Source organism: Micromonospora sp. LH3U1 (genome assembly GCF_028475105.1).
GTDB lineage: Bacteria > Actinomycetota > Actinomycetes > Mycobacteriales > Micromonosporaceae > Micromonospora.
The window spans coordinates 2,555,314-2,567,630 of record NZ_CP116936.1 but is presented as its reverse complement, the minus strand read 5'-3'; the positions used below and the strand labels follow the sequence as shown (position 1 = coordinate 2,567,630).

The window sequence follows — 12,317 nt, the reverse complement described above, 5'->3', positions numbered from 1 at the left end:
ATTTCGACATAGCTCCATTATTGGCACGACCGCTGTCGCCCAACGCGATGTTACCAACACGCATATCGGCATCGTGCTATGAATATCGAGTGAATTCGAATTCTGCGGCGACCCGGCCCGGGCCGATTACGGGATGGGGCATCCCGTGCCTGGTGGCGGTGCTGACCGCCTGCACGCCCGCAAGCGAGTCGCACCAACCCACCACACCGCCTGTCGACGGCGCAGCGTCGTCGACACCCGCGAGCGGCGACGGGCCGCCATGTACGACATCGGTAGCGGCGATGCCGGCACTACCGGACGGTTATCGGCTGGTCGGAGAAGACGTGGCGGTGCCTGACCACACGGTGCGGCCCGTGGAGGAATCCGGCGAGGCTGAACCAGCGGCTCGGCTATTCGCCAAATGGGGTCTGGTCGTACGCGCAGGCGCGGTCGTTGACCTTCAGGTGGCACCCGGATGGGAGGACAAGGCCCGGATCGGATGGGGTGCTCCCAGCACGCCAGCGGCGACCACCACCCTGCACGCCTGCGCGCCGGACGATGGGCAAGCGCAATGGATGGCCTTCGTCGGTGGCACCTGGGTGGCGCGTGCCGCGTGCGTACCGCTCATTGTGCGGTCCAACGGCGGGGAGAGCCGCGTCAACCTCGGCATCGGCGTTACCTGCGACAAGCCCACCGCTTCGAGGACCGCCACGACCACTCGCTAAGGTCGGCCAGTGGCGATTGAGGGATGCTCGTGTCTGATCTGCGGCGAAGGTGCTCCGACCCGGGACAGCGGCATCGTCGAGATGGTGCGTCGACACGGTTGGTCGGTACTGCGGGTAGCCGGAGGGATCGACTTCGCCTACACGGTCGGCTTGTGGCACACGTTCCGTCGCCCTGAGGTGGTGATGTTCGGGCTTGACGGCGAGGGCATGCAGCACTGGCTCAACGCCTACGTCGAGCACGCTCGCGAGCATGACTGGCCCGGCGAGAACACGCCTTTCAACGGGGTGATCGACGGCTTCGCCACCCAGCTTCGACCGGTGGACCCGTCCTGGCATGACGCCCTCTTCGGCACGGTCCACCGCTTCTATCGCGATTCCGCGGTGCCGTTCCAGCAGCTGGTGTGGCCGGACCGCAACGGCCTATGGCCTTGGGATGAGGAAGCCACGCAGAGCAGCCGCAACCGGCAAGCCAACTCCTGGCTTCCGGTTAGTGAGCACCCTGCGGGTGCTTGGCGCCTGGTCGGCGAACTGGAACCAGGCTTCCCGTTCGATGCGGGCCCGGACTCGTGGGCCCTGACCACCCGCGCCGTCGCCACCGGCGCTCGCCCCATCGCTCGCGTAGTCAGGGACGAGGGAGGCTATGACGTGCTGGACGAGCGCGGATACCAGGCGGACGACATCTGCCTGGCCTTCCTCGGAGCGCTCGTTCAATGTCATCCCCACCTCACTGGCTGCGCCGACCTGGCCGACGGCCAGGTCGCAGCCCTCGACGCGGACCAGAGCTGGAGCCGGTCGCCGCTGTCACGAGGACTCAGGCGTGACAGCACGCGGGCGTGGAAGAACGTCAACCCGAGCTAGGTACGCCGGATGGGCCGTCATCGCCGGTCTGCGATCCACTTCTCGACGGATTTCTATCTCAGGGCGGCCCTGGTGGGCACCACCGTCTACTGTCTACAGCCTGCGTACCGACTAGCTCACCGGCCCGGGCGAGCCGTCATCGCCGACGACGCCGACACGGTGAATATTTCCGTTGAGAGGTCAACGCCATGCTGAACGCCGAGGACTTTCCGCCGTTTCAGCGGGCCGTGTCCTACGAGTCGCAGCGCGGGCAGCGGGTGTTCGCGACCCTGATCGCGCTGCGGCTGTCGCTGCTCCTGCTAGGCGCGGTCGCGGGAATCGCCACCTGGAAGCTTGACGACTTCGCGCTGGGTCCGGCGCTGGCGGCGGGTGCTTTCGCCGCCACCTCGATCGTCGAGGTCTTCCTCCTCACCAATCGCCCGAACGAGCGCTGGTATGTCGGAAGAGCCCTGTCCGAATCCATCAAATCGCTGACGTGGCGATTCGCGATAGCGGCAGATCCCTTTCCCCGGTCGCGAGACGACTCGGAATGTGTCGAGGAATTCACCGGCCGACTGTTGGGCCTGACCACCGACATGTCGTCTGCCGGGCTGGCCGCCCCCGCGGTTTCTGGCCAGCAGATCACCGAAGGAATGCGGACATTGCGCGCGGCCTCCCTTGAGGACCGCCGAGCCGCGTACCTGACCGGCCGTCTCGAGGCCCAGCGGGCCTGGTACGCCGAGCGATCGCTGTCCAATCGAGCGCGAGCGACACGCTGGTCGGTCAGCATGCTCGTCCTGGAACTACTGGCGGTGACCCTGGCAGTGTCGAGGGCTGCTGGGCTGACCGACGTCGACCTGCTCGGAGTAGCCGCAGCGGCAATCGCGGCCGGTGCGGCATGGACGCAGACACGGCAACACGGTGCGGTAGCGACCGCCTACGCCCTGGCGAGTCAGGAGCTTGCGGCCATGGGGTCGCTCGCCACACGAATCAACTCGGAGACGCAACTGTCGCAGTTCGTCAGTGACACGGAGACGGCGATTTCGAGAGAGCACACGATGTGGCGAGCACGCCGACGCTGAAGATGCTGCCGCCCGAAAGATCGACTCGGTTTTAGGGATATCGCGGTGTCCGGGCCGCCCGGATGCCCCGATTTTCGGGAAACGGAGGGGATCACTGCTGCGCGTGCCGGCGTTCCTACCACCCCGGGGTCGCGCTGGCACTCGGCCACCGCGACCCCGGCTGCGGCTTCAGGCAGGCGCTCCCGCCGGCGCGACCGCCTTCTCGTCGGACCGCCGCGCCGCCGACTCGTCCTCGTCCTCGTCGTCGTCGTCGTGCTCGTCGAGCATCGTGGCCTCGTCGAACGGGTCGTCGCCCTTCAGCACCCCGACCGCGCGGTCCCGGTCGAACTCGCCGGTCCAGGTGCCCACGAGCACGGTCGCCACCGCGTTACCCGCGAAGTTGGTCAGCGCCCGAGCCTCGGACATGAACCGGTCGATGCCGACGATCAGACCCACCCCGTCGACGAGATCCGGGCGGTGCGACTGAAGGCCACCGGCCAGGGTCGCCAGCCCGGCGCCGGTGACCCCGGCGGCACCCTTCGAAGCGATGATCATGAATAGCAGCAGCGAGATCTGCTCGCCGATCGAGAGCGGCTTGCCCAGCGCGTCGGCGATGAACAGCGACGCCATCGTAAGGTAGATCGCCGTGCCGTCGAGGTTGAACGAGTACCCGGTCGGCACCGTGATGCCGACGACCGGCTTGCTCACCCCGAAGTGCTCCATCTTCGCGATGAGCCGCGGCAGCGCCGACTCCGACGACGAGGTCGACAGGATCAGCAGGAACTCCCGGCCGAGGTAGCGCAGCAGCGAGAAGATCGAAATCCGCGCCACGAACCAGAGCAACGCGCCCAGGAACACCAGCACGAAGATCAGGCAGGTCGCGTAGAAGCCCAGCATGATCTGGGCGAGGCTCTTGAGCGCGTCCACGCCGGTCGCGCCGACCACGGCGGCCATGGCACCGAACGCGCCGATCGGCGCCAACCACATGATCATGGCCAGGACCTTGAACACCACCCGCTGGATGACGGTGATGGCGCTGAGCACCGGCTCACCGCGCCGACCCATGGCCTGGACGGCGAAGCCGACCAGCAGGGCGACCAGCAGCGTCTGGAGCACCTTCCCTTCGGTCAGCGCGGAGACCAGCGTGGTCGGGATGATCCCGAGCAGGAAGTCCGCCGTACCGGCGGCCTCGTCGCCAGCGGCTGCCTTGCCCGCCCCGGCGAGGTCCTGGCCGAGGTTGAGGCCGGAGCCGGGGTGGACGATGTTGCCGACCACCAGGCCGATGGCGAGCGCCACGGTCGACATGGTGATGAAGTAGCCGAGCGCGAGGCCGCCGACCTTGCCGACCTTCGCGGCCTGCCGGACGGAACCGACGCCCAGCACGATGGTGCAGAAGATGACCGGACTGATCATCATCTTGATCAGGTTGACGAAGCCGGTGCCGATCGGCTTGAGTTCCTTGCCGAAATCGGGGGCGACCAGGCCGACCACGATGCCGGCGAGCACGGCCACGATGACGGCCAGGTAGAGGTAACGGGTACGGTCCCGGCGGACCGACGGCGCCGCTGTGGTGGTGGATGCGGTGGTGTCCATGTCGACAATGTGAAGCGCGTCTCACCCGTTGACAGCCTTGCGGTCATTCTGTTCACCGCGGAAGCACCAACAGCGGCGACGCGACGAGGAGGTGGTGGAGGTGGCCCGACGCCAGTGGAGCATCGCGGGGCAACTCTTCGCCCTCCAGGCGATGGTGGTGACGCTGCTCGTGCTGGCCGGCGCGGCGGGCGCCGTCTGGTTGGCCCGGAGCGACTCCCGTCAGGCCGCGCAGGAGGAGGTGCTCGCGGTGGCGCAGACCGTGGCCCGCTCCCCCGACGTCCGCGCGGCCCTCACGACCGCCGATCCGGCCAGCGTCCTCCAGCCGTACGCCGAATCGACCCGACTGGCGACGGGCACCAACTTCGTGGTGGTGATGGCCCCCGACCGCACCCGCTTCTCGCACCCGACCCAGGAGCGGATCGGCGAGCCGTTCGTCGGGGAGATCGAGCCCGCCTTGGCGGGCCGCCCGTTCACCACCACGAACGTCGGCACGCTCGGCGAGTCGGTGCGCGCGGTTGTTCCGGTGTACGACGAGCAGGAGCGCATCGTCGGCCTGGTCTCGGTGGGCATCACCACCCGCGCGATCGACCGTAAGCTGCTCGGTCAGTTGCCGGTGCTCCTCGGTGTCGCCGCACCGGCTCTCGCGCTCGCCGCGACCGGTTCCTGGCTGCTCAGCCGGCGGCTACGCCGCCAGACCCACGGTCTGGGGCCGGCGCAGATGACCCGGATGTACGAGTACTACGACGCGGTTCTGCACTCGGTGCGCGAAGGTCTCGTGGTGCTGACCACCGACCGGCGGATGGCGTTGGTCAACGACGAGGGTCGCCGTCTGCTGGGGCTCGAAGCGGACGCGCCCGTGATCGACCAGCCGGTGGCCGGGATCGACCTGCCGCCCGCGGTGGCCGAGCTGCTCCACTCCGGGCGTGACGCCCGCGACGAACCCATCCTCGCCGGTGACCGGGTGCTCGTCGCCAACCAGGGGACCACCCGCTTCGAGGGCGCCGTGCTCGGGACCGTGCTGACCCTGCGCGACCAGACCGAGCTACGCGCCCTGGCCAGCGAACTGGATTCGGTGCGCGCGCTGACCGAGGCGTTGCAGGCGCAGACCCACGAGTCGGCCAACCGGCTGCACACCGTGTTGACGTTGGTGGAGCTGGGCCGTGCCGACGAGGCCGTCCGGCTCGGCACCCGGGACCTGGTCCTCGCCCAGCAGCTGACCGACCGGGTGGTCGGCGCGGTGACCGAGCCAGCGTTGGCCGCGCTGCTGCTCGGCAAGTCCGCGCAGGCCGGCGAACGTGGGGTGGATCTGGTCATCGAGCCCGACTGCCGCCTCGACGACAGCCCTCTACCGACCGGCGATCTGCTCACCGTGGTCGGCAACCTGGTCGACAACGCCCTGGAGGCGGTGGCCGGCACGCCGGCGCCGCGCCGGGTGCGGGTCTTCGTCGGCGCGGTCGACGACGAGTTGGTCGTACGGGTCGCCGACAGCGGCCCCGGGCTGCCCCCAGAGCGGGTGGCCGACGCGTTCCGGCGCGGCTGGTCCACCAAGAGCACCGGCCGGGGACTTGGCCTGGCGCTGGTCGGGCAGGTGGTCCGCCGGCACGGCGGCAGCTCCGAGGTGGCCCGCTCGGATGACGGCGGCAGCCTGTTCACCGTCCGGCTGCCCGGCGGAGGTGCGCGGTCATGACCGACATCCGGGTGCTGGTCGTCGAGGACGAGCCGCTGCTGGCCGAGGCGCACAGCGCGTACACCGAGCGGGTTCCCGGTTTCGTGGTCGTCGGGGTGGCGCACACCGCGCGGGCGGCGATGGCGGTCCTACGCGCCAACGAGGGCGGCGACGTCGACCTCGTACTCCTCGATTTTCGGCTGCCCGACCTGCACGGCCTGGACGTCTGCCGGGCGCTGCGCGCGGCCGGCAGCAGCGTCGACGTGCTCGCCGTGACGTCCGCGCGGGACCTGGCCGTGGTGCGCACCGCGGTGTCCCTCGGGGTGACCCACTACCTGCTCAAGCCGTTCACGTTCGCCGCGTTCCGCGACAAGCTGGAGCGGTACGCCGACTACCGCGCGCAGGCGCTCGCCGACGGCGAGGTGGCCGCCCAGCACGAGGTGGACCAGATGTTCGCCACCCTGCGCGGCACCGCCCGGCACAGCCTGCCCAAGGGGCTCGACGCGCAGACCCTCGATCGGGTACGCGCCGCGCTCACCGACGGAACCCGCGCGCAGCCGGGGCTGTCCGCGACCGAGGTGAGCGCGCTGACCGGCACCTCCCGGGTAACCGCCCGCCGCTACCTGGAGTACCTGGTGACCGTCGACCGGGCCGCGCGCAGTCCTCGCTACGGCACCCCCGGCCGCCCCGAGGTCGAGTACCAACCCAGGTAAAGCCCCCGCCCCGCCCCGCCCCGCCCCGCCCCCGCGTCGATCATGGAGTTGTGGTGCCTCACGAATCGGGTGCGAGGGGGCATTCCTCCCACCACAACTCCATGATCGACGCGTGCGGGGCGGGGGCGGGGCGGGGCGGGGCGGGGCGGGGGCGGGGAACCTGCTGGCGGGGCGAAGATCCGTTGTTAGACTGGCCGAGTTGGGTTAGCGGTACGACCAGGGAGACCAGACATGGCGGGTGACGACGACATCTCCGGGTGAGACCGGATGTGTTCGGCCATCGGTTCGGCGCGCAGCAGCGCAGCCGCCGTGGCCATGTTGTCGTTCCACCGGTCCCCGCCGTCGTCGGGCGGCTTAGGCGCGCCCACCCCACCCTTTGAGGTCACTCGCATGTCTGATGCGTTCATTGTCTGCTCGAACCTGTCCTTTTCATGGCCGGATGACACCCCGGTCTTCGCGGAGCTGTCCTTCTCCGTCCCCGGTGGCCGCACCGGCCTGGTCGCGCCCAACGGCTCCGGCAAGAGCACCCTGCTGCGGCTGATCGCCGGGGAGCTGCGGCCCACCGGCGGCAGCGTCACCGTCGACGGCCTGCTCGGTTACCTCCCGCAGACCCTGCCGCTGGCTGGTGAGCTGACGGTGGCCGAGGTGCTCGGCGTCGCCGAGCGGATCGCGGCGCTGCACGCGATCGAGGCCGGCGACGCCAGCGAGGAGCACTTCGCCACGATTGGCGACGACTGGGACATCGAGGAACGCACCCGCGCCGAGCTGGACCGGCTCGGCCTGGGCGACCTGGTACTCGACCGGCGGCTCAACACCCTCAGTGGCGGCCAGGTGGTCTCCCTCGGCCTGGCGGCGCAGTTGCTCCGACGCCCGGATGTGCTGCTGCTCGACGAGCCGACCAACAACCTGGACGTGGCCGCCCGGCACAAGCTCTATGACGTGCTGACGGACTGGGCTGGCTGCCTGCTCCTGGTCAGTCACGACCGGGAGCTGCTGGACCGGATGGACCGCATCGCCGAGCTGGACCGTGGCGAGATCCGCTGGTACGGGGGCACCTTCACCGCGTACACCGAGGCGGTGCAGGCGGCGCGTGAGGTGGCCGAGAGCAACCTGCGCAACGCCGAACAGGACGTCAAGCGGGAGAAGCGGGAGATGCAGCAGGCCCGCGAGCGAGCTGACCGGCGGGCCAGCAACGCCTCCAGGAACCTGAAGAACGCCGGCCTGCCGAAGATCTTCGCCGGCACCATGAAGCGCAATGCGCAGGAGGCCGCCGGAAAGTCCCACGAGACGCACTCGGCCCGGCTCGGCCAGGCCAAGACCCGGCTCGACGAGGCCGGCCGGGCGCTGCGCGAAGAGGACCGGATCAACGTGGAACTGCCGGACACCACCGTCCCAGGCGGCCGTACGGTCTTCACCGGGCAGGGGATGCGGGTCCGCTTCGGCGACCGGGATCTGTTCGCCGGCGACGGCGCCGACCTGGTGATCCGAGGGCCGGAGCGGATCGCGCTCACCGGGGCGAACGGAGTCGGCAAGTCGACCCTGCTGCGCCTGGTCGAGGGCGATCTGGAACCGTCCGGCGGCGAGCTGAAGCGGGCCGACGGTCGGATCGCGTACCTGTCGCAGCGGCTGGACCTGCTGGATCTCGACCGTACGGTGGCGGAGAACTTCGCCGCGTACGCGCCGAGCCTGTCAGACGCGCAGCGGATGAACCTGCTCGCCCGGTTCCTGTTCCGGGGCACCCGGGTGAACCTGCCCGTCGGGGTGCTCTCCGGCGGTGAGCGGCTGCGCGCCACTCTCGCCTGCGTGCTGTGCGCCGACCCGGCGCCGCAACTGCTGCTGCTCGACGAGCCGACCAACAACCTGGACCTGGTCAGCGTCGGTCAGTTGGAGAGCGCGCTGAGCGCGTACCAGGGAGCGTTCGTGGTGGTCAGCCACGACGAACGGTTCCTCGCCGAGATCGGCGTGCAGCGCTGGTTGCGGCTGGCCGACGGCCAGCTGCGGGAGATCAGCGCCCCCGACCGGGGCTGAGCCAGGCGGCCGTCCGCGGCCCGGTCGGACGCACGCCGACCGGGCCGCGGCTCGGTCAGCTCACGTTGGCCGGGCCGAGGACGCTCTTCAGGTCACCCATCAGCGCGGTGGTCGCCGCCACCCGGAACGGGCCCAGCCGCAGGGTGGTGGTACGCCCGCCGTTCTGCAGTTTGACGTGCACTTCGGTGTCGCCGGGGTGCAGCACCAGGGTTTCCTTGAGCTTCTCCATCAACGGTGGGGTGCACCGGTGCACCGGGATGGTGAGGGTGACCGGCTTGTTGCTGGCGCTGGTGCTGACATCCGGCATGGACATGTCCATCGCCATGATCCGTGGGGTGTCGTCGCGGCGGTCGACGCGACCCTTGACCACGACGATGGCGTCCTCGGCGATGTACTGCCCGATCACCTCGTAGGTGTTGGGGAAGAACAGCGTCTCCACCCCACCGGCCAGGTCCTCCAGGGTGGCCGAGGCCCAGGCGCGGCCCTGTTTGGTGACCCGGCGCTGCACCCCGGAGAGGATGCCGGCGAGGGTGACGATCGCCCCGTCGGGCACCGCGCCGTCCTCGGCCAGGGATGCGATGGTGGTGTCGGCCGCCGCGCCGAGGATGTGCTCCAGGCCGAACAGGGGGTGGTCGGAGACGTACAGGCCGAGCATCTCGCGTTCGAAGGCCAGCTTGTCGCGCTTGTCCCACTCGTTGCTCGCGATGACCGGCATGACCGTCGTGCTGCCGGTGTCGCCGTCACCGAAGCCGGCACCGAAGAGGTCGTACTGGCCGACCGCCTCCTTGCGCTTCACATCGGCGTACGCGTCGATGGCGTCGGCGTGCACCGCGAGCAGGCCCTTGCGGGGGTGGTCCAGCGAGTCGAACGCACCCGCCTTGATCAGCGATTCGATCGTCTTCTTGTTGCAGACCACCGCGTCCACCTTGGACAGGAAGTCGTAGAAGTCGGCGTAGTCGCCCTTCTCGTTGCGGCACCGCATGATCGAGGCGACCACGTTCGCGCCGACGTTGCGCACCGCGGCCAGGCCGAAGCGGATGTCCGTGCCGACCGGGGTGAACGGCCCGGCGGAGGTGTTCACGTCCGGTGGCAGCACCTGGATGCGCATCCGGCGACACTCGGACAGATAGAGAGCCATCTTGTCCTTGTCGTCACCGACGGAGGTCAGCAGCCCGGCCATGTACTCGGCCGGGTAGTGCGCCTTCAGGTACGCGGTCCAATAGGAGACCAGGCCGTACGCGGCGGAGTGCGCCTTGTTGAAGGCGTACCCGGCGAACGGCACCAGGACGTCCCACACCGCCTGGATCGCCTCGTCGGAGTAGCCGCGCTCGCGGCAGCCGTCCCGGAACGGGATGAACTCCTTGTCGAGGATCTCCTTCTTCTTCTTACCCATCGCCCGGCGCAGCAGGTCCGCCTGACCGAGGGTGTAGCCGGCGAGGATCTGCGCGGCGCGCTGCACCTGCTCCTGGTAGACGATCAGGCCGTGGGTGGGCGCCAGGATCTCCCGCAGCGGCTCCTCCAGCTCCGGGTGGATCGGCGTGATCTCCTGGAGGCCGTTCTTGCGCAGCGCGTAGTTGGTGTGCGAGTCGACGCCCATCGGGCCGGGCCGGTACAGGGCCAGGACGGCCGAGATGTCCTCGAAGTTGTCCGGCTTCATCAACCGCAGTAGCGACCGCATCGGCCCGCCGTCGAGCTGGAACACGCCCAGGGTGTCACCGCGGGCCAGCAGCTCGTACGCGGCCGGGTCGTCCAGCGGCAGGGCCAACAGGTCGAGCTTCTTGTCGTGGTTGAGCTCGATGTTCTTGACCGCGTCGTCGATGATCGTCAGGTTGCGCAGGCCGAGGAAGTCCATCTTCAGCAGCCCGAGCGACTCGCAGGTCGGGTAGTCGAACTGCGTGATGATCGCCCCGTCGGCGTCGCGGCGCGACAACGGGATGTGCTCGATGATCGGCTCGGCGGACATGATGACGCCGGCGGCGTGCACACCGGTCTGCCGGATCAGCCCCTCGATGCCCTTGGCGGTGTCGATCACCTTGCGGACGTCCGGGTCGGAGTCGTACAGGCCGCGGATCTCGCCGGCCTCGGCGTAGCGGGGGTGCTTCGCGTCGAAGATGCCGGTGAGCGGGATGTCCTTGCCCATCACGGCCGGCGGCATCGCCTTGGTGATCCGGTCGCCGACCGCGTACGGGAAGCCGAGGACCCGGGCCGAGTCCTTGATCGCGGCCTTCGCCTTGATCGTGCCGAAGGTGGCGATCTGGGCGACCTTGTCCTCACCCCACTTGTCGGTGACGTACTTGATCACCTCACCGCGCCGACGCTCGTCGAAGTCGATGTCGACATCCGGCATCGAGACACGCTCGGGGTTGAGGAACCGCTCGAAGATCAGGCCGTGCTGGATCGGGTCCAGGTCGGTGATGCCCAGCGCGTACGCGACGAGAGAGCCGGCAGCCGAGCCACGGCCCGGACCCACCGCGATGCCCTGGTTCTTCGCCCACCGGATGAAGTCGGCGACCACGAGGAAGTACGACGGGAAGCCCATCTGGTTGATGACGCCCAGCTCGTACTCCGCCTGGACGACGTGCCCCTCCGGGATACCGTTCGGGTAGCGGCGGGCCAGGCCGGCGAAGGTCTCCTTGCGGAACCAGGACTCCTCGGTCTCGCCCTCGGGCACCGGGAAGCGCGGCATCAGGTTGTGGAACTGGAACATGCCGGTCGGGTCGACCTTCTCGGCGACCAGCAGGGTGTTGCGGCAACCCTCCTGCCACAGCTCCGACGAGTCCACCGCGCGCATCTGGTCGGCACTCTTGATGAAGTAGCCGCCGCCCTCGAACCGGAACCGGTTGGGGTCGTCGATGTTGCTGCCGGTCTGCACGCAGAGCAGCACGTCGTGGGCGGTGGCCTGCGCCTCGTGGGTGTAGTGCGAGTCGTTCGTGACCACCGGCGGGATGTCCAGCTTGCGGGCGATCTCGGTGAGCCCCTCGCGGACCCGGCTCTCGATGGAGAGGCCGTGATCCATGATCTCCAGGAAGTAGTTGTCCTTGCCGAAGATGTCCTGGTAGCTGGCGGCGACCTTGAGGGCTTCGTCGAACTGGCCCAGCCGCAGCCGGGTCTGCACGGCACCGGACGGGCAGCCGGTGGTGGCCATGATGCCCTCGGCGTGCTCGGCGATCAGCTCCATGTCCATCCGGGGCCACTTGACGTAGTGCCCCTCCATGGACGCGCGCGAGTTGAGGGTGAACAGGTTCTTCAGGCCCTGCGCGTTCTTCGCCCACATGGTCTTGTGGGTGATCGCGCCGTTACCCGAGATGTCGTCGCTCTTCTGCTCCGGCCGACCCCACTTGACCCGCGCCTTGTGGTAGCGCGACTCCGGTGCCACGTACGCCTCGACGCCCAGGATCGGCGTGATCCCGGCGGCCATCGCCTGGTTGTAGAAGTCGTTCGCGCCGTGCATGTTGCCATGGTCGGTGATCGCCACGGCGGACATGCCGAGCCGCTTGGCCTCGGCGAACAGGTCCTTGAGGCGGGCCGCTCCGTCGAGCATCGAATACTCCGTGTGCACGTGCAGATGCGCGAACGAATCGGCCATGCGTGGCGCCCCCCGGCGGTGTGGATCTTGATGGTCGGAGCCGACCGGGACCTACCCTACCGAGGTGATCTCGGCGGCTCCACCGTCCGCGCCGACGGCCGTGGCCCTCGTCTCCTGATCGCCGGACGA

Annotated in this window: 8 protein-coding genes; 6 read left to right on the top strand and 2 right to left on the bottom strand. The window is 69.1% G+C overall.

Annotated features, from left to right (window positions below):
* The first annotated feature begins 152 nt into the window (after nucleotides 1–152).
* From PCA76_RS11680 to PCA76_RS11670, 3 genes are all read left to right on the top strand, one after another.
* The gene (locus PCA76_RS11680; protein WP_272617471.1) at nucleotides 153–704 is read left to right on the top strand and encodes a hypothetical protein; all 552 of its coding nucleotides are present in this window, start codon (nucleotides 153–155) and stop codon (nucleotides 702–704) included.
* Nucleotides 705–713: 9 nt separating this feature from the next.
* Complete coding sequence (locus tag PCA76_RS11675; protein ID WP_272617469.1) at nucleotides 714–1,562, top strand: DUF4262 domain-containing protein; 849 nt, start codon at nucleotides 714–716, stop codon at nucleotides 1,560–1,562.
* 188 nt (nucleotides 1,563–1,750) lie between these two features.
* A complete protein-coding gene (locus PCA76_RS11670; protein WP_272617467.1) occupies nucleotides 1,751–2,623 on the top strand; it encodes a DUF4231 domain-containing protein in 873 nt (290 codons plus the stop codon).
* 168 nt (nucleotides 2,624–2,791) lie between these two features.
* Here PCA76_RS11670 and PCA76_RS11665 read toward each other — a convergent pair whose 3' ends face one another.
* Nucleotides 2,792–4,195, bottom strand: a complete 1,404-nt coding sequence (locus tag PCA76_RS11665; protein ID WP_272617465.1) for a cation:dicarboxylate symporter family transporter — start codon at nucleotides 4,193–4,195, stop codon at nucleotides 2,792–2,794.
* Nucleotides 4,196–4,295: 100 nt separating this feature from the next.
* Here PCA76_RS11665 and PCA76_RS11660 point away from each other — a divergent pair, with 100 nt between their 5' ends.
* From PCA76_RS11660 to abc-f, 3 genes are all read left to right on the top strand, one after another.
* A complete protein-coding gene (locus PCA76_RS11660) occupies nucleotides 4,296–5,882 on the top strand; it encodes an ATP-binding protein (RefSeq protein ID WP_272617463.1) in 1,587 nt (528 codons plus the stop codon).
* Nucleotides 5,879–6,574, top strand: coding sequence for a response regulator (locus tag PCA76_RS11655; protein ID WP_272617461.1), 696 nt, complete (start codon nucleotides 5,879–5,881; stop codon nucleotides 6,572–6,574). The genes PCA76_RS11660 and PCA76_RS11655 overlap by 4 nt, the downstream gene beginning before the upstream one ends.
* A gap of 390 nt (nucleotides 6,575–6,964) precedes the next feature.
* Complete coding sequence (gene abc-f / locus PCA76_RS11650; protein WP_272617459.1) at nucleotides 6,965–8,602, top strand: ribosomal protection-like ABC-F family protein; 1,638 nt, start codon at nucleotides 6,965–6,967, stop codon at nucleotides 8,600–8,602.
* 55 nt (nucleotides 8,603–8,657) lie between these two features.
* On the opposite strand, the gene dnaE is transcribed toward abc-f, so the two are convergent.
* Nucleotides 8,658–12,188: a DNA polymerase III subunit alpha gene (gene dnaE / locus PCA76_RS11645; RefSeq protein ID WP_272617457.1), complete on the bottom strand. Its 3,531-nt coding sequence runs from the start codon at nucleotides 12,186–12,188 to the stop codon at nucleotides 8,658–8,660.
* Nucleotides 12,189–12,317: the final 129 nt, after the last annotated feature.